The organism is Actinoallomurus sp. NPDC052308 (assembly GCF_040679195.1).
Taxonomy (GTDB): Bacteria; Actinomycetota; Actinomycetes; order Streptosporangiales; family Streptosporangiaceae; genus Actinoallomurus; species Actinoallomurus liliacearum.
In genome coordinates, this window is record NZ_JBFAUM010000013.1 from 1 (window position 1) to 19,616 (window position 19,616).

Here is a 19,616-nt window from a genome sequence, read left to right on the forward strand (position 1 = left end):
ACGGCGGGTCTTCGAGCTGACGGGGCTGTCGCGGCTCGTTCCGACCACCACCGGCCGGCCCGCCCCGGCCGGGACCGGCGGCCGGGTCACCGTCGCGGCTTACGGCCGCGTCCGCGGGCCCCGGCGGTCGAGCACGACCGGGACGCCGCCGGTCCCGGCCGGGGCCGGCCGGTGGTGGTCGGAACGAGCCGCGACAGCCCCGTCAGCTCGAAGACCCGCCGTACGGTGCCCTCCTCCGGGATCGCGGCGGACAGGGGAACGCGCAGGGCGGTGCTGCGGCCGTGGGCCCGCACGATGATGTGGACGCCCGCCGAGTCGAGGAACCTCGTGCCGGTCAGGTCCAGGAGCATCTCCGTCACCCCGCTGTTGAGGAGCCGGAGTACGCGCTCCCGGATCGCCGCGGCGTTGACCGCGTCGACCTCTTGCGGGAAATGGACGATGGTCACTCCGGAGACCTGCTCCACCTCGAGATCGACCGTGGACAGATGTCGCATCGAGATTCCACCTCACGGCTGGCCGGGAACGGGGACGACGCTCTCAACTGACGGGTTGACCGACAGTCAGCGCCGTTGTGTCGGGACTAGCCATGTACCCGATTTCAGCGCAGAAAATCCTTAATAGCCGCTGACCTGCGATTATGTCCGGAGTTCCTCCCGTAGGCGGCTCCCGGTGACTCCGTGATCGCTGTGCGCGTGGCCTAGCGCTTCTCGTCGACCGCCTTGACCAGCTCGTCCTTGTTCATCGTCGAGCGGCCGTGCACATCGAGCTCGCGGGCCTCCTCGTACACCTCGTCCTTAGTCTGCTCCCCGGAGCCGGAGCCGGAGCCGGAGCCGGAGCCGCCGGTCAGCTCCTCCCGGCGACGCTCGGCGAAGGCGGCGCCGAGTTCCTGGAGGCGCTCGGCGGAGACCGCCTCGCGGAGCGCGGGGAGGATGTCGCTCTCCTCCTCCTCGACATGGTGCTTGACCGCGTCGATGAACTCCTTGAGCTTCTCCTCGAACTCTCTCCCCTCCGGAGGCATCGCGCGGAGTCGCTCGAGCATGTCCTCGGCCTCGTGGTGCTCCTCGGTCCCGTGCTCCGCCTCATCCCGTTCCCCGGCGTCCTTCGCCACCACCGGATAGACCCGCTCCTCCTCGGCGCGCGAGTGCGCGGTCAGCAGTGCCGCCACTTTGTCGAGCAGCTCGGGGCGGCGCTCGGTGTCCTTCTGCAGCTCGTCGAACAGCTCCTCCAACGTGCGGTGGTCCTGCGTGATGAGTTCGACGACGTCGGCCATGCGCTCTTCCTCTTCGTGTCCGTGCCGATGAGTGACCCCCTCCTTACCCACCGAGCGCCGCTCAATCCTGCTGCGTCACCGCTCCGTGTCGCCGGGTGAGCGTCGCCGGTGCCCGCAGGGGCGGCCCGCGACGTCTCATGCGGTGGCGCGCCCTGGGCGGCGGACGCATGAAACGGCCGTTCACGTGGCACAAGACCCGGCATGGACCTTCTGGGCATCTATCTCAACGATCACCTGGCCGGCGCGACCGCCGGTGTCGAGCTCGCACGCCGGGGCGCCGGGACGCACAAGGGAAAGAAGAGCGGGGCGTTGTTCCGGCAACTCGCCGAGGAGATCGCCGAGGACCGCGCGGCGCTGTTGCGGATCATGCGCACCCTCGGCGTGTCGGCGCAGCAGTACAAGGTCTGCGCGGGCTGGATCGCCGAGAAGATCGGGCGGTTGAAGCCGAATGGGCACCTGACCAGCCGGTCGCCGCTGAGCGACCTGCTGGAGCTGGAGGTCATGCGGCTCGGCATCGAGGGCAAGGCCTCGGGATGGCGTACGCTCCGGGCGGTCGCCGAGCACGATGACCGGCTGAGCGCCGAGGAGCTCGACGGGCTCCTCGCCCGCGCTCGCCGTCAGGCCGACACCGTGGAGGGACTGCGTACCGAGACCGCCGAGGCGATCTTCGGCCCGTGACGGCCGGCGGTCAGCTCGTCTCGACCGATCGCTGCTGACCCGGATAGCCGGGCCGCTGCTCCGGGAGGCCGACCCGGCGGTCCGGTTCCGCGGCGAGCAGGTCGACGGGCTCGGGCGGTGCGGCCTTGCCGGGAGTGTCGTGGTCAGGTGCCGTGTCGGTCTCCTCGTCGGTGGCCGGGTCCGCGTTGACGCCCTGCTCCTCGACGAGATCCTCGTCGCTGCCGTGTCGCTGGTGATGGGTCATGCCACTCCATTACCCCTGAAATCACCAGACACCCGGATCAACGGGTTCCGGCCGGTGGAACCCTCTGCCCGGAAGAGGGGCGGTCGCGCGTACGATCGGCGCACAGCCCCCCGAGGCCGACCGGGCCGCACCAGGCCCCGTACCGGAAGGACACCCACGCATGGCACAGGAAGTACGCGGAGTCATCGCCCGGGCCAAAGGCGCACCGGTGGAGATGACGACGATCCTCGTGCCCGACCCGGGCCCCGGTGAGGCGGTCGTGAAGGTGCAGGCCTGCGGGGTCTGCCACACGGACCTGCACTACCGCGAGGGCGGGATCAACGACGAGTTCCCGTTCCTGCTCGGCCACGAGGCCGCGGGCATCGTGGAGTCGGTCGGCGCGGGCGTCGCCGATGTCGCGCCCGGCGACTTCGTCATCCTCAACTGGCGGGCGGTCTGCGGCCAGTGCCGGGCCTGCCTGCGCGGCCGCCCGTGGTACTGCTTCAACACGCACAACGCCGCGCAGAAGATGACCCTGACCGACGGTACCGAGCTCTCACCCGCCCTGGGCATCGGCGCGTTCGCCGACAAGACCCTGGTCGCCGCGGGCCAGTGCACGAAGGTCGACCCGGCCGCCGCACCGGCCGCGGCGGGGCTGCTCGGCTGTGGCGTGATGGCGGGTCTCGGCGCCGCGATCAACACCGGGGGAGTGGGCCGCGGCGACTCGGTCGCCGTGATCGGCTGTGGCGGCGTGGGGAACGCGGCCGTCGCGGGCGCCCGGCTGGCCGGCGCCGCGAAGATCATCGCTGTGGACCTGGACGACCGGAAGCTCGACCAGGCCAAGAAGCTCGGGGCCACGCACACCGTCAACTCCCGCGACGCGGACGCCGTCGAGGCCATCCGCGACCTGACCGGCGGCTTCGGCGCCGACGTCGTCATCGACGCCGTCGGCCGACCGGAGACGTACGAGCAGGCCTTCTACGCGCGCGACCTGGCCGGCACGGTCGTCCTCGTCGGCGTCCCGACGCCCGAGATGCGGCTCGAGCTGCCGCTCCTGGACGTGTTCGGGCGCGGCGGCGCGCTCAAGTCCTCCTGGTACGGCGACTGCCTGCCCTCGCGGGACTTCCCGATGCTGATCGACCTGTACCTCCAGGGCCGGCTCGACCTGGACGCCTTCGTCTCCGAGACGATCCCGCTGGACGACGTCGAGGGCGCCTTCGAGCGCATGGGGCGGGGCGACGCCCTGCGTTCGGTGGTGACGCTGTGACCACCGCACGCCTCGACCACCTCGTCACCTCGGGCACCTTCTCGCTCGACGGCGGCACATGGGACGTCGACAACAACGTCTGGATCATCGGCGACGACGCCGAGGCCCTGGTCATCGACGCGGCGCACGACGCCGACGCGATCGCCGAGGCGGTCGGCGACCGCCGCCTGGTCGCCATCGTCTGCACCCACGCCCACGACGACCACGTCGACGCGGCCCCGGCCCTGGCCGCCCGCACCGGAGCACCGATCCTGCTGCACCCGGCCGACCGGCCGCTCTGGGATCTCACCCATCCCGACCGCGCGCCCGACGCGGACCTGGCGGACGGGGAGACGATCCGGGTCGCCGACGTCGAGCTGACCGTCCTGCACACGCCGGGCCACAGCCCCGGCGCGGTCTGCCTGCACGCCCCGGCCCTGGGCGCGGTGTTCTCCGGCGATACCCTGTTCCAGGGCGGGCCGGGCGCGACCGGCCGGTCGTTCTCCGACTTCCCGACCATCATCGACTCGATCCGCGACCGTCTGCTGGCCCTGCCGCCGGAGACGGTCGTCAACACCGGTCACGGCGACGACACCACGATCGGCGCGGAGTCCCCGCACCTGGAGGAGTGGATCGCCCGCGGCCACTGACCGCGATGCTCAGCCGGCCTGCTCGGCGAAGCGCTCGTTCCGGTAGGGCTCCAGCTCCGGCAGCCGAACTTCCTCCAGCAGCTCCCGGGCCGCGAGTTCGGCGAGGCGTGCGGCGAGGGTGACGCCGCTGTGCGTCACCACGACATACAGGCCGGGGGCGGCTCCGGCCACCCCCACCACCGGCATCCCGTCGGCCGGCATCGGCCGCACGCACACCCGGTACTCCTGGACGCGCGCCTCGCGAAGGCTCGGCGCGACGAGCCGGGCCCGGTCCAGGAGGGTGTCCGCCAGCTCCCGCTGAACGGCGTCGGGCGTGTGCAGGTCCGCCGTGACGTCCCCGGCCTCCAGGTGCACCGTGTCCGGGCCGTGCGGGCGCAGGTGTACGCGGGGCGTGTGCAGGACCCGCGTCGGCGGGTGCTCGACCGGGCCGACCCGCACCACGAACCCCGGCGCGGTCGAACCCGGCGGCTCCGGATCGACCAGCGGGACGCGGACCCCCGCCATCGCGGCGACCCGCGAGGTCCAGCGCCCGGCACAGCAGACGACGACGTCGGCGGGGACCCGTTCACCCGCGGTGGTGCGCACCGCCGTGACCCGCCCGCCGGAGCGCTCGATACCGGTGACCCGCACGGCGGTGCGCACCCGGGCCCCGTGCCGGCGGGCTCGCGCCGCCAGCCGCTCCACCAGCGGCTCGGTCAGCAGGTAGCCCTCCTCAGGGAACCAGGCGAAAGACAGGTCCCGCGCCGGTGCGTCCGGCAGGCGCAGGGCAGGCTCGATCCCGGCCACCTCGTCCCGGCCGACCAGGCGCGCCGCGTACCCCCACGCGTGCGCCCGGGCCACCGTGGCCTCGACCTGCTCCCGTCGCGCGGCGTCGGCGACCTGCAGGTTTCCGACCGGCCGGTGCCAGGCGGCGCCGTCCAGTTCCGCGGCCAGCCGCGCCCAGGCGCGCATGCCGTCGGCGTTGAGCCGGTGGTAGGCCTCCGGAGTCTTGGCGGCGGCGTTGAGCCAGGCGAAGCTCCACCTGCTGGTCGCCCGGCCGGGCCGGTCCTGCTCCAGGAGGGTCACCGAAGCCCCCTCCCCGGCCAGCCGGTCCGCCAGGGCCGCTCCCACGATCCCGCCGCCGATCACCGCGTACCGAAGCATGGTCCACCCGCTCCCTTCCTCCGACACCATCCCCGACCGCCGGCCGTCATACCGCGCCTGCCGGGGCGGGCCTGCGTCTACGTCGCCCCGAACATCGTCCTCCGGGTCGCCGTCCGTGTCGCTGGTCGCCTGTGTGCCAGTGCGCCGGGTGGGCGCCGCCGAGGCCGTATGACCGCCGAAGCCCGGCGGGTGTCATCGTGACCTGTGAGGTCGCGAGCCGGCCTGCCGAGCCGGCGGCCTTCGGCGGGGGGAATCTGGTGATCATCGCAAGCGTTGCAGCGTGGGCCAGCAGCAGTCGTTTGAAGGGCTCTTCGTGCGCGCCATACAGATCGACCGGTTCGGCACACCCGACGTTCTCACTCTCGTCGAGGTTCCCGAGCCTGAACCGGGATCTGGGGAGGTATTGATCCGGACCGTTGCGACCAGCATCAATCCCGTTGACGACAAGACGCGGGAGGGAGCCATCGGGGAGGGAACACCACCGCTGCCGATGACGCTCGGCTGGGACCTGGCCGGCATCGTGGTCGACGGCGGCAGCAGCGGCCTGCGCGCCGGGGAACGCGTCATCGCGATGTCGCATCAACTCGGCTCCGCCCGGGGTACCTGGGCCGACCTGGTCGCGCTTCCGGCGCAGGCGGTAGCCGTCGCGCCGCAGGCGGTCAGCCTGATCGAGGCCGCCACCCTGCCACTTCCCGGTCTGACGGCCTGGCAGACGCTGGACTGGCTCGCGGTGGCCGCCGGAGAGCGGCTGCTGATCGCCGGCGCCGCGGGTGCGGTCGGAGGATTGGCCCTGCAGATCGCCCGGGCACGAGGCGTCGAAGTCGACGCCGTGGTCTCCAAGGACGCGCAGGCCGCCTTCGCCCGCGACCACGGCGCCGGCCTCGTCACCACTGACCACCGCACTCTCGAAGACCGCGGCTATGACGCGGTCTTCGACACCTTCGGGGCCTTCGTGACCGACGCGGTGGCCGACGGTGGCCGGTACGCGTCGATCGCCACCCAGGCCGGCCCGGTCCCCGACCTGTCCGCACGCGGTGTCCGCACCACCGTCAACCAGGTGCGGGAGGACGGCGCGGGACTGAACGAGCTCACCAAGCTCGTCGACCACGGCTCACTGCGGCCGCGTGTGCACTCCACCTTCGGCCTCCACGAGATCCAGGCCGCACACGAACGCTTCCGCCAAGGCGGCCTGGCCGGAAAGATCACCGTGACCTTCTGAGGCACGCCCTTGATCCTTCGCGGAATGGTACGACGCCGGCTCTTCTCCACCACTCCACGGTCGGCCGGCGCGAAACCGCTTCCTGTCACGATCCGCGCCGCCCGGTTCCGCCGCCTCTTCGCCCACATGACACCCATCTTCATGATCCGGGCTCCGAGGTTCTACTTCAGTGGATATGCGAGCCCTTTGACTCGCGACTCGGCCGCGACACCTACGGTGCCGGACGCAGTGCCAGGTCGTCGATCTGGAACGCGGGCCCGGTTTGGCCCGCGTTCCACGTAAAGGTCCAGTCGACGCGGGTGGCGCCCGCCGGCGCGGTGAACGTGCCGGCCGCCTCGGTCCAGGTGGTCTCCCGGGCCAGGGTCACCGGGTCGGTACGCAGCACGGTGCCGGACTCATCGCGCCAGCGCACGTTCCACGTGACGGCCGGCATGGTCGCCACGGCCTCCTTATACCACAGCGACGCCCGGTAGCTCGTGCCGGCGACCACCCCCGTGTAGCCGGGGTAGTTGTCGAGCTGGATCGCGCTGCCGGACGCCTGATCGGTCGTCATCCGCAGCGAACCCGAGCCGCCGTGCGCGTCACCGGTCTGGTGCGTGACACTCGCGCTGTACCACGGAGCGTACGGAGAGACCGAGCTGGACTCGAAGTCCTGCTCGACGATGGCGGGCGGAGTGGGCTTCACGCCGTCGAAGGTGCTGCCGGCGTCCTGTCCGTACTGCGGCGCGACCCATAGCGCGGGCGAGATCAGATTGCCCATGTCGGTGACCTTGAACTGCCACGGCCCCGTGTAGGTGTTGTCGTGCCAGGAATTGTTCGACTCGTGGACGATCGACTTCTGGATCACGTCGCCCTTGTACGGAGACCAGTCCGGGTACGTGCCCAGTTGGACAGTAGGCCCATGTGCCCGCAGTACCGCGTCGGACAGCCGCCGTTCACCTCGGCGGGGTCGAAGTCGAAGGTGTTGTGGTGGACGTCGACGTTCTTCGTCCACCATCGGCAGTCGGTGTAGAGCGGTTCGCCGGCGATGGCGGGCGCGGAGCACTGTGAGGTGTTGCTCGGACCGACGATCGACGTGCAGTCGCCGGTCGTCGAGGCCGGGCTGTTGCAGAAGCGGTCGGCGTTCGCCCAGGCGGTGATTCCGCCCCAATTGTTGTCCAGCAGGTTGCCGGTGACCTCGATCTTGCCGGTGCGTGCGGGCAGGCGCGGCTCACCGTCGGCCTCGGACAGGTAGATCGCGCCGACCGGGAACGGGTCGCCCTTCGCCGCCTTTTCGGAACCGGCGGGCCAGGCGTTGTCACGCAGGGTGTTGTTCCGGATCACCACGTTGTAGCTGATCTCGTAGAAGATCGCATGCGAGTCATTGCCCTCGATGAGGTTGCCCTCGATGAGAAAGTCGTTGTCGTTGGTGTCGGCCCATATCCCTGGCCCATGGTTGCCGTGGATCCAGTTGCCGGTCACGTCGGCGCTGTTCACCGCCCAGAACTTCATCCCGCCGGTGCATCCACACCCGGGTTGCTGGTGCTCCCAGTCGTCGGTGTTGTTGCCGGTGAACTCGTTGCCGTCCACGACCAGGTCGGCGATGGTGTTGCCGGTCTTGTAGGCGTTCAGGCCGTACTGGCCGTTGTCCTTCAGACAGTTACCGCGGATCTCGTTCTTGGCGCCGGCCATCAGGCCCGCGCCGGTGTTGTCGCGGATCGTGTTGTGTTCCACGACCCAGCCGTCGCCGGAGTCGTGGTTGACCACGCCCTGATCGTGCGGTGCGGTGAAACCGGTGATCGTCAGGTACCGGATCGTGACGCCGGTCGCCTGCTGCGTGAACGCGTAGTGGTTCAGCTTCTGCCCGTCCAGCACCGCGCCGGGCGCGCCGAGGAACGTCGAACCGTTACCGGGCATGATCTGGGCGTACGGGTCGGTGCCCAGCGTGTGCGTACCGGTTTGGAAGTAGTACGTGGTGTTCGCCAGCCGGAAGTCCACGCCTTCGACAGCATCACCCTGGACCCGGCCACCGGCGTCATGGCGGCCTGCGCGGGCCCACACCGAGTAGGCGCCGCCGAAGCCGCGTGACCGCGCGTGCTGAGCCTGGAGCGACAGCGGGGACCGCCGGGCTGCGCAAGCCTCCAGTCGCTGTCGCCGGGGCGTGCAGTGGCGCGTGAAAATTGCGTCTTGAGATGACCCTAGCCTTGTACTTCACTAGGTCAGGAATGGCCGTTTGTTCGTAGGGGGACTGCTCGGCCGCTCTTCAGTTCCGTAGGGCCCGGATCAGTCGCCGAGTTTCCGATCAACCGCGAGTAGGTACGCCACCGGCGAAGTTCGACGCGCTTCTCGGTAACCCTTGTACTTTCCTGCTAGGTAGGGAACAACTGTGACGCCTATCGAAGCCCCGGCGACAGCCATGTGACCGCTCGCCGCTGCGAGTCCCCCGAGGAACGTCCCTGCTGCGGCCTGGGCGTCGAACTTCAGTCCGAGACTTCCTACTACAGAGTCCCGGGGAGGACGTCGCGATAGGAGGACCACCAGCCGCCGCGCTTGCGGGCGTTGCGGCCGAGGTCGATGAGGCGGTCGCGGGTGTCCGCGTCGACCTTGTACAGGGTCAGGAGCTGGCGCAGGTCGCTTATGCCGATCGAGTGGGTCCCGCGTGATGTCATGGAGGCACTGTCCGCATATGACATCGAAAGCCGCCCCTGGTCCCGCCGCGACGAGCTCATAGAGCCCTTGACCGCCTGAGTATGGAGGGGTGAGCTGCGGTCTCGATCATGTGATCACAGATGAGTCCTGATCTCTGGAAGCGTTGAACGGTCATCAGATCGTTCATCCGGGAGAGCAGCACCACGAGAGGGGCAACATGGCCGTCTACTCGCACATGACGATGTCGCTGGACGGATATATCGCCGATCCGAAGGACGGGACCGGTGAGCTGTTCGGCTGGTACGGCGCTGGCGACGTCACCGTGCCCAGTGCCGACGAGCGCTGGTCGTTCCAGGTCGACGCCGACAGCGCGCGGATGCTGCGTGACGTTCTCGCCGGCGTGGGTGCGCTGATCTGCGGCCGTCGGCTGTTCGACCTGACCAACGGTTGGGACGACAGCCATCCGATCGGCGCACCGGTCGTCGTCGTGACCCACAATGCGCCCCGAGACGCCGGCGAACGGCCGCGTACGACGTTCGTCGGCGGCGTCGCAGAGGGCATCGCCCGTGCCAAGGAGATCGCGGGAGAGAAGGACGTCAGTATCGCGAGCGCGGACATCGCGCGGCAGGCCCTCGACCTGGAGCTGGTGGACGAGGTCGTCGTCAGCCTCGTACCGGTACTGCTCGGCGCGGGCATCCCTTACTTCGCCGGCCTCACCAATGCACCGCACCGCTTTGACGACCCGGTGGTGATTCAGGGCAGGCGTGCAACCCATTTGCGATACCGCGTGCGACGCTGACAAGACGCTTACATGACCGGATAGGAGAGCCAGGCCGGGCACGGTCGGGAGCAGGGAGCCCGCGTAGGCGAGCGTGTGATAGACGCCGGCCAGGCCGTCCGCGTGCGGGGTGGTTCTCGGCTATGGGAACCACCCTTCGCCCGCGTTCGGCTTCGCGGTGACTCTGCCGCCGTTGTGGTCCCGTTGCCGCCGACGTTGACGGGGCGATGACCGATTCGTCGGGCCTGGTACGTCGCTGGCAGCGTCAATGATGGTTTCGATTCATTCCGGGCACCAACCACTGTCGCTCTTGCATTCCCCGGCGACTATCGCGGTGATCTTCCCTTTCTCGTCGAGCCAGACCCGGGTGCTCGAGCCCTTCGGTCCGATGCCGTACGAGACCAGTGGCTCGCCGCCCTTCGGCGGTCGCCGGTACTCCCAGTCCCAGACCTCTCCCTTGACACCGGCCTCCTTGGCGATGGTCGCCTTGCGGGTGACGGCCATCGTCGGATCGAAGCCGCGCGGATCGAACAGTTCGCTCCGGCTGAACAACTTGTCCTGGACGATGTCGGCTTGCGCCGCCGCCTTCTGGCGCCGGACGACGCGCACCGGTGCGTGGCAGCCGGCGACATTGGCGTCCATATGGACGAAACCGTTGAAGGAACCGATCCGTTCCGCACCGCGGCCGTAGACGGCAACCATCTCGGCGACGGCCGACTTGACTCCGGCCACCTTGTCGGGATCACAATGGGGAACGGTCCCTGTCCCGTCCAGCTTTAGTCCCACCTCGTCCGTGTTCACGAGTGCCGTCACCTGGACTCTCCCGACGTAGTCGACTTTGAAGGTGATGTCGTGAGCCTCCCCTCGCATGACATTGAGATAGGCCTGCAGGTGTTCCAGTGGCAGTTCGTCGATACGGGCCGACGCCGGTGACGTGAACTCGGATTTCGCGTCGTAGTCACCCTTCTTCCAGCTGTGGCTGTAGGTGAATGTCTGCACGCTGCCATCGGCCATCAGAAGGTCGGCGTTCAGCGTCCTGTCGAACCGCGGGTCGGTGGATACCTCCACCGATTGAAAGGTCTCCCGCCCGGCTTCCTTCGCCAGGCCCCGTAGGGCGCCGACGACCTCTTCATCGATGGGCGCGCTGGGGTTTGTGCTGGGAGAGCCGAGACTCTTGCCGGGAGAGCCGGTATGCGTACCGGGGGAAGCGGCACGGCCGCATGAGGTTGTCGCCAGGCCGAACGCAAAGGCGGCCGAACCGAACAAGACACTGCGTCGAGTCAGAGGCATGCAGGCAACACTAGGCGGTGCTGAAGGACCCGCACCGCTCATGGCGGCAACCACGCACAATGACCACATGCGGCCGATCGTCGGAGTTGGTCAGAGCAGATCAGGAAAAAACGGATTCGTCGTTTTCGCTCGCCACGATTTTGAATAGGCGCCGAAACACGCCCAGCTCCTTCCGAAGTAATGGGTTTTGAACAGCGCCGGCGGGACGCTCAGCTTTACGTCGGGGGCGGTGGTGCCGTGACGCGGGTGCCGGTGACGACGAGGACGAGGCAGATCAGGGCCGCGGCGGCCACCGCGGCCAGCATGACCGCGTAGGAGAGCCAGGCCGACAGGGTGGCCAGGACGGTCGGGAGCAGGAAGCCCGCGTAGGCGAGCGTGTAGTAGACGCCCGTCAGGCCGGCCAGGTCGTCCGCGCCGGCCATGCGCTGGATGTCCAGCAGTCCGGAGACCACCGCGATGCCGTAGCCGGCGCCCAGGATCGCCGCGGTGACGGCTGCGAGCCAGGGCGAGAGCAGCACCGCGTTCGCCGCGCACAACGTCGCGCCGAGGACCATCACCGTCATCGCCGCCACGGGCGCCCGCCCGGTGCGGTTCCTCGCTCCGCCCTGCAGTCTCTTGGCCACGGGCTGCGCGGCCGCGCCCATGCCCAGGGTCAGCACGGTGAGCCCGGTCGCGTACGCGAGTCCCCAGTGCCCCACGCGCGAGCCGACGAGCTGCGGCATGACCGCGTACGCCAGTCCGGCCGCGCCGAACACCCACGGTGCCATCGGCAGCACCACCAGCCGGAACCGCCTGCGGGCGGGAGCGGGGACGCGGAGGTCGGCCACCAACCCCGTGAGAAGCCCCCGGACCGAACCCGTTGCGTCCGGGAGCGGCGGCCGGGTCTCCGGCACCCGCAGGAGCAGCGCGGGGATCGCCACGGTGAGGAGAATATGGGCGGCGTACGGGGTCACCATGGGCCACGGACCCCACTGGGCGACCACGCCCGCGACGCCCGCGCCGAGTCCGAATCCCGCCGTCTGGCACAGTGCGGCGCGGCGTGCGGCCAGTCCGGTGTCCGCCTCGGTCGACAGCTCCTTCACCCAACTGCTGCCCACCGCCATGGCGATGCCGACCGCGACGCCGGTGATCAGCCGGCCCGCGTAGATGGCCCAGGCGCTCTGGCCGCCGAAAGAGAGCACCAGGCTCGCGACGGCCGAGGCGACGGTGCCGGCCACGAGCACGGGGCGTCGCCCGCGCCGGTCCGAGACCGGCCCGGCCAGCAGGAGCCCCGGCACGAGCCCGACGACGTACGCGCCGAGGAAGGCGTCGACGCTGAGCGCGGAGTAGCCGCCCAGCCGGCGGTACATCAGCAGGAGCGGGGTGAACTGGTTGCCGCCCCAGCCACAGACGAACATCGCCGCGGCGACGATCCGCCAGGAGTTCGGTCGGCGCGCGGTGGCGGACGGCCGGGCGGCTTGCCGGGTCTCGAGCATGGGAAAGACAGACTTTCGCGTACTGGGTGATGGGTACGGAGGGCGCGTGACCGTCGGGGGTTTCAGCCGTCGTCGCGGACGGCCGGGTGCGGCCGGCCGTGCGTCGCGGTGAGATGACCGAGCAGGGCCGAGGCGAAGGCCGTGCTGTCGCCGGCACGGAGGAGCTCCAGCAGGGCCTCATGCTCGTCGGCGAGCAGGGACAGCCGCTCCGGCCGCGGGCGCAGCGCGAAGATGCTCATCCGCCGCTGACGGTCCCCCAGAGTGGCGTAGAAACGGCCGGCCAGCCGGTTTCCGGACGCTTCGACGATGCACCGGTGAAACGATTCGTCCGCGTCGGCGAATCCGTCGACGTCCGCCACCTCGGCGAGAGCGCGCTGACGCGCCAGCAGGTCCCGCATCTTCTCGTGATGCTCGTCCGGTAGGCCGGTCCGCGCGATGCGCTCGGCCGCGGACCGCTCGAGCGCCAAGCGCAGCTCCAGCACGTCCGCCGCCTCTCCCGGCGGCACCGGCACGACCACCGCGCCGCGCTTGGGATGAAGCGCCAGCAGTTCCTCCGACTCCAGCCGCAGGAAGGCCTCCCGTACCGGGGTCCTGCTCACGGACACCCGCTCGGCGATCTCCCCCTCGCTGATGAGGCTGCCGCCCGGTAGCTCACCGGACAGGATCAGCTCCTTGGTCACCGTGTACGCGGTGTGCGCAGCGGACGGACGCTTCGCGGGATCGGCCATGCGAAAGAGCGTACCAACATAGATGCAAGCTTGTATCTATGAGGATCGCTCAGAGGTTCGAACCGCCGGTGGCGTCGATCCAGCCGGCGGTGACCCAGCGGGCGTCGTCCGAGGCAATGAGGGCGACGATGTCCGCGATGTCCTCCGGCCGACCGAGGCGGCCGAAGGCCGAGCGGGCCGCAGCCGCTTCCTTCCGGCCCGGTGCCGCCAGCACGGCGGCCGTGCTGTCCGTCTCCACGACGCCCGGGGCCACGGTGTTCACCGTGATGCCGCGTGCACCGAGTTCGGCGGCGAGAGTGCGGCCGAGGACGTCCACGGCGCCCTTGGTCAGCGCGTACGTGACGAACCTCGGCATCGCGACGCGGGTCGCCATGGAGGAGATGTTGATGATCCGGCTGCCCTCGCGCAGCAGCGGCAGGGCCCGCTGGATGATGAAGAACGGCGCACGGACGTTCACTGCCACGACCCGGTCGAACTCCTCCGGCGTCGTGCCCTCCAGACCGCTGTACGACACCGTCGCCGCGTTGTTCACCAGGATGTCCAGGCCGTCGAACTCCTCCTCGACGCGGCCCAGCAGGACCTCCGCCGCGTCCGGGGCGCTCAGCTCGGAGCGTACGGCGAAGGCGCGGTCCTCCCCGATCTCCGCGACGACCTCTTTGGCCGCCGCCTCGTTATTGCCGTAGTGGACCGCCACCCGGGCGCCGTCCCGTCCCAGGCGCAGGGCGATCGCCCGGCCGATACCCCTGCTCGCGCCCGTCACCAACGCGGTCTTGCCCGCAAGATCAGCCATGACCGAAAAGTAGCTTTTTTGGACACCCGAAACCAGATATGGCGACTGGTCTTCCACGTGACGACCTGGCGAACAAACCAACAAACGAAAGATCAATCGGAGGCTCTGTCCTGGTCTTCTCCTCCACCCGAGCATGTGGGTGTCCCCGCCGAGCGGCGGCCTGTTCCCCCCGATGAGGAGGCACCTTCATGTTCGGACAGTCCCCGGGCGCGGTGAGTCGACGCCGACCACCGCCGAACCGATCTTCGGCGTCAACATGTCGTTCTACGGCCCCGACGACGCGATGCTCACCCGGCCGGCGACCCGCGCTCTGTTCCGCTCCTGGGGCGTGCCGATCGTACGGGTGCCACTGCGCGATCGCTTCAAGACGAACGGAGCTCCGGTCAGCGACGATCAGCTGCTCTCCGCGATGCAGGCGGTACGGGACATCGGCGCCACACCGATGCTGATCATCCGTGGGCTCGGCTCCGGCCGGACCGCCGACGACGTCGAGAAGACCGACCTGCACCTGCTCGACCTGATCCACCAGGTCTTCGGCGACGGCACCGCCTACCTGGAGTTCGGCAACGAGCCGGATCTGCCCGGCACCGACGTACCGGCCGCCGACTACACGGCGGCCTGGAACACGGTCGTGCCGGCCTTGAAGAAGCACTATCCGAACGCCGAGTACCGCTATGTCGGGCCGGCCTCCTGGCGGGTCGACCACGACTACGTGAATTACATCGGCGCCTTCGTCGCCGGTGCGATGCCCGAGCCGGACTTCCTGTCCTGGCACGAGTACGTCTGCGGCACCGCCGGGGACTCCGGCTGGAAACAGACCTGCGAGGGCCATCTCGCCAACTGGCAGACGCACGTCACCGATGTCGAGATGACCGTCCAAGGGAAGATCGGTAAGCAACTGCCGTACTTCATCACCGAGTGGAACGCCGACTCCAGCGCCGCCGGCCCCGTCTACACGGCGGGGAACGCCGACTATCTCGCGTCGTGGACGACCAAGGCGATCGACCGGCTGCGCGGCCTCCGCCCCGCGCCGGCCGGAGCGATGATCTACACCGCCACCGACCACGGGGGATTCGGCCTGGTCACGGGCACCGGCCAGGTCACCGCCCAGGGTCGGGCGTTCCACCAGGCGATGACGGGCTCGTCGACGGTGACGCGGCCGAAGGCCGAGCCGCCGTCGCAGCCCGCAACGCCCATACCGGGCACCGAGCCGCCATCCGGCACGCAGTCCGGCACGGATCCGTCGTCCGGCCAGGACTCCTCCTCCGGCACGGACTCGCCCCCGGCGTCACCGCCCGCCGGGACCCCGTCGCCGGCGATTCTCTAGGGCACCGCGAGTGTGCGGTTGAAGGTTCCGCAGCTCAAGAGCGATCGTGGAGACCCTAGCTGATGCAACACCTGTGGTGCACGTCCCGTCGCGCCAGCGTCGTCGGGCGCTAGTGAATCGTGAGCAGAGGCTCCTGTACGCGAAGGTGGAGGCCTTTGCAACTGCGCGGATACCGCCAGCTACGGCGGCCGGTTCCTGGGCCGGTCCGCTGCAGGGCCTACGTGGCTTCTTACAGGATGTGACCGATTGTGGACATAATGCATTGGTGGCTGTGTGAGATGCCCGGACTACAGGCAGTATGTGGGTGGTCGCTGGAAGTACCGGCGTTGCCGGGATCGGTGTGGCTGGGGTGACTGTGTGGTAGACGATCTGCTCGGTACGGCAGGAAGTTCGATGGACGATGCGGCGCTGGCCGCTCTGCGGGAGTTGGCGGCCGCACCCGGTGATCGGTATCGGCAGCGTCCGGCGGCGGGGCCGGCCGGGGAGCCGTGCACGCTCACGGTCGGTATGGCGACCTATGACGACTACGACGGGGTGTACTTCTCGGTGATGAGCCTGTTGCTCTATCACGCCGAGGTGATGGACAGGGTCAGCATCGTGGTGGTCGACAACCACCCCTCCGGGCCGCACGCGTGGGCGTTGAAGCGGCTGGAGCAGGCGATCCCGCAACTGCGGTACGTCCCCTACGACCGGCGTGTCGGCACCGCGGCCCGTGATCGGGTGTTCCGCGAAGCCGTCTCGGACTGGGTGTTGTGCATGGACTCCCACGTACAGCTCCATCCCGGAGCGCTGGCAGCGCTACTGGACTACATCGCCGACCACCCCGACGGCGGCGATCTGATCCAAGGGCCGCTCGTGTCGGAGGATCGGCGCACGGTATCGACCCATTGGGAACCGGAATGGCGGCAGGGGATGTACGGCGTATGGGGCACCGACCCGCGCGGCATCGACGCTTCCGCGCCGGCGTTCGAGATCGGCATGCAGGGGCTGGGTGTCTTCGCTTGCCGTACCAAGGCGTGGCCCGGCCTGAATCCTGCCTTCGCCGGTCACGGGGGCGAGGAAGGCTACCTGCAGGAAAAGTTCCGCCGCGCCGGCCATGGCGTGGTGTGCCTGCCCGCGCTGCGGTGGACTCACCGTTTCGACGCTCCCCGGCCGGTCGCCGCCACCCAGACCTGGTATCGGCGGCTGCGTAACTACCTGATCGGCTTCGACGAACTCGGCCTGCCCGCCGACGAGGCCATCGACCATTTCACCGGCATCCTGGGGGAGGCGGCGGTCGAGGAGGGTCTGGCCGCCTACCAGGCCGAGGCGCGGAACCCGTTCACCGCCTTCGACGCCATCACCTGCGTCAACCTCGACGATCGCCCGGATCGCTGGGAACGCATGCAAATACGTCTGGCCGCCTTGGGCATCCCCCCAGAACGGGTCCATCGCCAACCGGCCACCCCCACGCCGGGCAACCACCACATCGGCTGCGCGCTGTCGCACCGGCAGGCGATCCAGCAGGCCCATACCGATGGTCTGGAATCGGTTCTGGTGCTGGAAGACGACGCGGTCTTCCTCAACGGCGCGACCTGGGTGCTGCGCCGTGCCCTGGCCGAAATCCAGTCGCGGCCGTGGTCACTGTTCTACCTCGGCGGTGCCGACTGGGGCCGGACCTTCCCGCGCGTCGACGGATGCGACCACTTGGAGGCGATCACCGGCGTCACCACCACCCACGCCATCGCCTACCACCGCAGCGTCTTCACCCGCCTCCTCGGCAGGCTCCCCGACACCGTCGAGGGCATGTCCGCCTGGATCCAGCGCAACATCGCCCTGGACCAGTATCTGGCCCGGTGGGATGAGCCTGGCTGTTACCGCATCGTCCCGGTCATCGCCGCCCAGGAAGGCCAACTCGATCTGGTTGCCGAAGACCTCCGCGACCAGTTCGCCGTGTGACCACACCCGATCACGACCCCCGGCAACGATGAAAGGAATTCTCACCCGTGGTGAACGCCCCCCTGGCCCGCTATGACGGGCTGCGCGTCAAGGAGACCGGTGACGGCCGTCTGGCCGTCTACGACGAGGCCACCGACCAGGGACACGTCCTGAGCCCGGTGTGCGCCGCGGTGTTCCGCCTGGCCGACGGCACCCGCAGTCTCACCGACCTCACCGCGGCCGTCGCCCAGACCCACCCGACGGCCGACTCCGACCTCATCCGGCTCGCCCTGGCCGAACTGCACACCAGCGGCCTGCTCGACGTCCCGCTGAGCGAACCGGATAACACTCTGTCCCGCCGGCACGCTCTGCGCCGCTTCGCGGCGGTCGGGGCCGCCGCCGCTGCCGTGCCTTTGATCAGTTCCCTCGGCGGCATCGCCCGCCGCGACTCCGCGCAGGCCGGCACCCGCGCGGAGGCAGCCGGACGATCCAAGGGCCTGCACGCCAACGTCAACGCCACGGTCCCCAATCCCGGGCTTCCCGTCGACGTCGACGCCGGTGCCAGCGCCAACGTCGCCGGATCATCCACGGGAATCCACCTCATGTGCCTGACCACTTCGGCACCAAGCGACCGTCGCATCAAGGCCGACATCACTCCGGTGCGCTGGGACCGATGAGGCCACCTCGCCTGAGGCGGGTCTGGTGGGGCGGCCCGGTGGTCCGGGTGGCCCCACCAGCGGTCACGCCGCCTCACCCACCGACGCCCGTCCTCGGCACCGCGAACCCGGAAACGGCCGTGGCCGGCGAGCCGGTGAACGGCTACGACATCCTCGATAAGGTCGCGAGCCTGCCCATCAGCACCTGGCGCTACAAGTGGGAACCCGGCCACGTCCGCCATCTGGGACCCATGGCCCAAGATTGGTACGCCACCTTCGGCCTCGCAGACACCGACACCGCCATCCCCTGCGTCGACGCCAACGGCGTCGCCATGGTCGCCATCCAGGCCCTGCACCGCCGCATCACCGACCTCGAAAACGAGCTCACCGAACTCACCGGCCGGTCCCAGGCACCCACTCAAGCCCAACCACTCCGGCGGGCCTCAGCATCGGTCGCCGCGCCCCAAGCACCTGGCCCGGACACGGTTCGCGATCCGGCCGCCGGGCACCCTCGCCCGCACCGTCACCGCGGCACAGGATGGGCGGGGAGCCGTGGTGTTGGGCACGCGCGGCGCGACCTTCTCTCGGAAGCCAGCACGACCACCCCCCGCCGCATCTTCCAGTTCGCCCACCGCCTCGACGCGATCCCCCCGCTCTGCCGCGACTGCATGACCAGCGTCCAGGACTTCGCCGCCGCCCACGGCTACACCTACCGACTCCTCACCCTCGACGACCTGCCTGCCCTGATCCACGACGCCACCCGCCCACCTGCCCTCGCTGACGGCACCGACCAGTTCCTGCCGGACCTGTTGCGGCGCTGCCGCAACGTCGGCGACCTGTCCGACCTGGTCCGCAGCATTCTGCTGGACCAGCACGGAGGCTGGTGGTTCGACTGGGATCTGCGCGTCGTCCACCCCGACCGCCTGGCCGACCACCTCCAGGCCGCCGCCCGTTTTCACTGGAGCGGAATCGTCTCCGAAGACGACGACATCGTCTCCAGCGAATTCCAAGGCGCCGCCCCCGCCAACCCCATCCACCGCGGGTTCCTGGACTGGCTGGCCAGCACGATCCATCACCGGGACCCCGGCCAGTTCCTCGCCGGACCCCACGAATTCACCGCCTACCTGCGCACCATCGGCTTCATCGACCACAGGCTCCACCTCGACCCGCTCGGCCACACCTTCCAAGCCGGATACACCCAGGTCAAGCGCTTCGCCGCCTTCCCGGACCCCGCCGACCCCCGGCCCCTGTTCCACCACTGGGTACACGGCTGGGCCAAACCCTTCGACCTGCCCGCGTGGATCAACGACCACTTCCCACCCGCCAAACGCGAGGACCACCAGCCACGACCGTGAACCGGCCTCCCGGCGTACTGCGGCCAACGCCTGTTCAGACTCCCCGGTCAGAGGTCAGATGGTCCAGGCCAGCCGCCGCCGATACGCACCAGCAGCCCATCGCCCTCCGAACCGCCGTGCAGGGGCGGCCAGTGCCGCCGGGCGAGGCGAGCATTTCGTCGGCTCCCAGATCGGCCACGGCCCGGATGCTGGTTCTGTCCGCGCACGCGAGGATGGCCATACAGAGCACCCGGCGGGAGGCTG

General features: G+C 69.5%; 20 protein-coding genes. 9 read left to right on the plus strand and 11 right to left on the minus strand.

The window, feature by feature from the left end:
- Positions 1 to 86: 86 nt before the first annotated feature.
- Complete coding sequence (locus AB0L00_RS26815) at positions 87 to 494, minus strand: STAS domain-containing protein (protein ID WP_364439538.1); 408 nt, start codon at positions 492 to 494, stop codon at positions 87 to 89.
- 203 nt (positions 495 to 697) lie between these two features.
- Complete coding sequence (locus tag AB0L00_RS26820; protein WP_364439541.1) at positions 698 to 1,270, minus strand: hemerythrin domain-containing protein; 573 nt, start codon at positions 1,268 to 1,270, stop codon at positions 698 to 700.
- 201 nt (positions 1,271 to 1,471) lie between these two features.
- On the opposite strand from AB0L00_RS26820, the gene AB0L00_RS26825 reads away from it, so the two are divergent.
- Positions 1,472 to 1,948, plus strand: coding sequence for a hypothetical protein (locus AB0L00_RS26825; RefSeq protein ID WP_364439544.1), 477 nt, complete (start codon positions 1,472 to 1,474; stop codon positions 1,946 to 1,948).
- Between the two features lie 10 nt (positions 1,949 to 1,958).
- Here the strand turns inward: AB0L00_RS26825 and AB0L00_RS26830 are convergent, their stop codons facing one another.
- Complete coding sequence (locus AB0L00_RS26830) at positions 1,959 to 2,192, minus strand: hypothetical protein (protein ID WP_364439546.1); 234 nt, start codon at positions 2,190 to 2,192, stop codon at positions 1,959 to 1,961.
- A gap of 160 nt (positions 2,193 to 2,352) precedes the next feature.
- Between AB0L00_RS26830 and AB0L00_RS26835 the strand changes: the two genes are divergently transcribed.
- On the plus strand, positions 2,353 to 3,438 hold the full coding sequence (locus tag AB0L00_RS26835; protein WP_364439549.1) for an S-(hydroxymethyl)mycothiol dehydrogenase: 1,086 nt from the start codon (positions 2,353 to 2,355) through the stop codon (positions 3,436 to 3,438).
- A complete protein-coding gene (locus tag AB0L00_RS26840) occupies positions 3,435 to 4,067 on the plus strand; it encodes an MBL fold metallo-hydrolase (RefSeq protein WP_364439552.1) in 633 nt (210 codons plus the stop codon). The genes AB0L00_RS26835 and AB0L00_RS26840 overlap by 4 nt, the downstream gene beginning before the upstream one ends.
- A 9-nt stretch (positions 4,068 to 4,076) precedes the next feature.
- Here the strand turns inward: AB0L00_RS26840 and AB0L00_RS26845 are convergent, their stop codons facing one another.
- Positions 4,077 to 5,210 (minus strand): FAD-dependent oxidoreductase, encoded by a 1,134-nt coding sequence (locus AB0L00_RS26845; RefSeq protein WP_364439555.1) that lies wholly within the window; start codon positions 5,208 to 5,210, stop codon positions 4,077 to 4,079.
- Between the two features lie 403 nt (positions 5,211 to 5,613).
- Between AB0L00_RS26845 and AB0L00_RS26850 the strand changes: the two genes are divergently transcribed.
- A complete protein-coding gene (locus AB0L00_RS26850) occupies positions 5,614 to 6,429 on the plus strand; it encodes an NADP-dependent oxidoreductase (protein ID WP_364439558.1) in 816 nt (271 codons plus the stop codon).
- A 211-nt stretch (positions 6,430 to 6,640) separates the two neighbouring features.
- On the opposite strand, the gene AB0L00_RS26855 is transcribed toward AB0L00_RS26850, so the two are convergent.
- The 3 genes from AB0L00_RS26855 to AB0L00_RS26865 all read right to left on the minus strand — a co-directional run bounded on the left by AB0L00_RS26855 (position 6,641) and on the right by AB0L00_RS26865 (position 9,077).
- Entirely contained in the window at positions 6,641 to 7,276 is a 636-nt protein-coding gene (locus AB0L00_RS26855) for a carbohydrate binding domain-containing protein (protein ID WP_364439560.1), read from the minus strand.
- The gene (locus tag AB0L00_RS26860; RefSeq protein ID WP_364439563.1) at positions 7,273 to 8,406 is read right to left on the minus strand and encodes a right-handed parallel beta-helix repeat-containing protein; all 1,134 of its coding nucleotides are present in this window, start codon (positions 8,404 to 8,406) and stop codon (positions 7,273 to 7,275) included. Before AB0L00_RS26860 ends, AB0L00_RS26855 begins: the two co-directional genes overlap by 4 nt.
- 500 nt (positions 8,407 to 8,906) lie before the next feature.
- Positions 8,907 to 9,077 (minus strand): hypothetical protein, encoded by a 171-nt coding sequence (locus AB0L00_RS26865; protein ID WP_364439566.1) that lies wholly within the window; start codon positions 9,075 to 9,077, stop codon positions 8,907 to 8,909.
- Positions 9,078 to 9,274: 197 nt separating this feature from the next.
- Here AB0L00_RS26865 and AB0L00_RS26870 point away from each other — a divergent pair, with 197 nt between their 5' ends.
- On the plus strand, positions 9,275 to 9,856 hold the full coding sequence (locus AB0L00_RS26870) for a dihydrofolate reductase family protein (RefSeq protein ID WP_364439569.1): 582 nt from the start codon (positions 9,275 to 9,277) through the stop codon (positions 9,854 to 9,856).
- 261 nt (positions 9,857 to 10,117) lie between these two features.
- Here the strand turns inward: AB0L00_RS26870 and AB0L00_RS26875 are convergent, their stop codons facing one another.
- From AB0L00_RS26875 to AB0L00_RS26890, 4 genes are all read right to left on the minus strand, one after another.
- Positions 10,118 to 11,125, minus strand: coding sequence for a hypothetical protein (locus AB0L00_RS26875; protein ID WP_364439572.1), 1,008 nt, complete (start codon positions 11,123 to 11,125; stop codon positions 10,118 to 10,120).
- A gap of 215 nt (positions 11,126 to 11,340) precedes the next feature.
- Positions 11,341 to 12,600 carry an MFS transporter gene (locus tag AB0L00_RS26880; protein ID WP_364439575.1) on the minus strand — a complete coding sequence of 420 codons (1,260 nt, stop codon included), beginning with the start codon at positions 12,598 to 12,600 and terminating at the stop codon, positions 11,341 to 11,343.
- A 62-nt stretch (positions 12,601 to 12,662) separates the two neighbouring features.
- Positions 12,663 to 13,328 (minus strand): GntR family transcriptional regulator, encoded by a 666-nt coding sequence (locus AB0L00_RS26885; protein WP_364439578.1) that lies wholly within the window; start codon positions 13,326 to 13,328, stop codon positions 12,663 to 12,665.
- 49 nt (positions 13,329 to 13,377) lie between these two features.
- Complete coding sequence (locus AB0L00_RS26890) at positions 13,378 to 14,118, minus strand: SDR family oxidoreductase (protein WP_364439581.1); 741 nt, start codon at positions 14,116 to 14,118, stop codon at positions 13,378 to 13,380.
- Positions 14,119 to 14,290: 172 nt separating this feature from the next.
- Between AB0L00_RS26890 and AB0L00_RS26895 the strand changes: the two genes are divergently transcribed.
- The 4 genes from AB0L00_RS26895 (at position 14,291) to AB0L00_RS26910 (ending at position 19,373) form a co-directional block, all read left to right on the plus strand.
- The gene (locus AB0L00_RS26895; protein WP_364439584.1) at positions 14,291 to 15,445 is read left to right on the plus strand and encodes a hypothetical protein; all 1,155 of its coding nucleotides are present in this window, start codon (positions 14,291 to 14,293) and stop codon (positions 15,443 to 15,445) included.
- 393 nt (positions 15,446 to 15,838) lie between these two features.
- Positions 15,839 to 17,383 carry a glycosyltransferase gene (locus tag AB0L00_RS26900; protein WP_364439587.1) on the plus strand — a complete coding sequence of 515 codons (1,545 nt, stop codon included), beginning with the start codon at positions 15,839 to 15,841 and terminating at the stop codon, positions 17,381 to 17,383.
- 47 nt (positions 17,384 to 17,430) lie between these two features.
- Positions 17,431 to 18,039, plus strand: a complete 609-nt coding sequence (locus AB0L00_RS26905; protein WP_364439590.1) for a hypothetical protein — start codon at positions 17,431 to 17,433, stop codon at positions 18,037 to 18,039.
- A 119-nt stretch (positions 18,040 to 18,158) separates the two neighbouring features.
- On the plus strand, positions 18,159 to 19,373 hold the full coding sequence (locus tag AB0L00_RS26910; protein ID WP_364439593.1) for a tail fiber domain-containing protein: 1,215 nt from the start codon (positions 18,159 to 18,161) through the stop codon (positions 19,371 to 19,373).
- Positions 19,374 to 19,616: the final 243 nt, after the last annotated feature.

What these genes read in the sequence shown, in the direction of transcription:
- AB0L00_RS26815 (WP_364439538.1), bottom strand. Translation starts at nt 494, where the DNA reads ATGCGACATCTGTCCACGGTCGATCTCGAGGTGGAGCAGGTCTCCGGA.
- AB0L00_RS26865 (WP_364439566.1), bottom strand. Translation starts at nt 9,077, where the DNA reads ATGACATCACGCGGGACCCACTCGATCGGCATAAGCGACCTGCGCCAG.
- AB0L00_RS26875 (WP_364439572.1), bottom strand. Translation starts at nt 11,125, where the DNA reads ATGCCTCTGACTCGACGCAGTGTCTTGTTCGGTTCGGCCGCCTTTGCG.
- AB0L00_RS26900 (WP_364439587.1), top strand. Translation starts at nt 15,839, where the DNA reads ATGGACGATGCGGCGCTGGCCGCTCTGCGGGAGTTGGCGGCCGCACCC.
- AB0L00_RS26830 (WP_364439546.1), bottom strand. Translation starts at nt 2,192, where the DNA reads ATGACCCATCACCAGCGACACGGCAGCGACGAGGATCTCGTCGAGGAG.
- AB0L00_RS26835 (WP_364439549.1), top strand. Translation starts at nt 2,353, where the DNA reads ATGGCACAGGAAGTACGCGGAGTCATCGCCCGGGCCAAAGGCGCACCG.
- AB0L00_RS26890 (WP_364439581.1), bottom strand. Translation starts at nt 14,118, where the DNA reads ATGGCTGATCTTGCGGGCAAGACCGCGTTGGTGACGGGCGCGAGCAGG.
- AB0L00_RS26825 (WP_364439544.1), top strand. Translation starts at nt 1,472, where the DNA reads ATGGACCTTCTGGGCATCTATCTCAACGATCACCTGGCCGGCGCGACC.
- AB0L00_RS26845 (WP_364439555.1), bottom strand. Translation starts at nt 5,210, where the DNA reads ATGCTTCGGTACGCGGTGATCGGCGGCGGGATCGTGGGAGCGGCCCTG.
- AB0L00_RS26820 (WP_364439541.1), bottom strand. Translation starts at nt 1,270, where the DNA reads ATGGCCGACGTCGTCGAACTCATCACGCAGGACCACCGCACGTTGGAG.
- AB0L00_RS26895 (WP_364439584.1), top strand. Translation starts at nt 14,291, where the DNA reads ATGAGGAGGCACCTTCATGTTCGGACAGTCCCCGGGCGCGGTGAGTCG.
- AB0L00_RS26870 (WP_364439569.1), top strand. Translation starts at nt 9,275, where the DNA reads ATGGCCGTCTACTCGCACATGACGATGTCGCTGGACGGATATATCGCC.
- AB0L00_RS26885 (WP_364439578.1), bottom strand. Translation starts at nt 13,328, where the DNA reads ATGGCCGATCCCGCGAAGCGTCCGTCCGCTGCGCACACCGCGTACACG.
- AB0L00_RS26880 (WP_364439575.1), bottom strand. Translation starts at nt 12,600, where the DNA reads ATGCTCGAGACCCGGCAAGCCGCCCGGCCGTCCGCCACCGCGCGCCGA.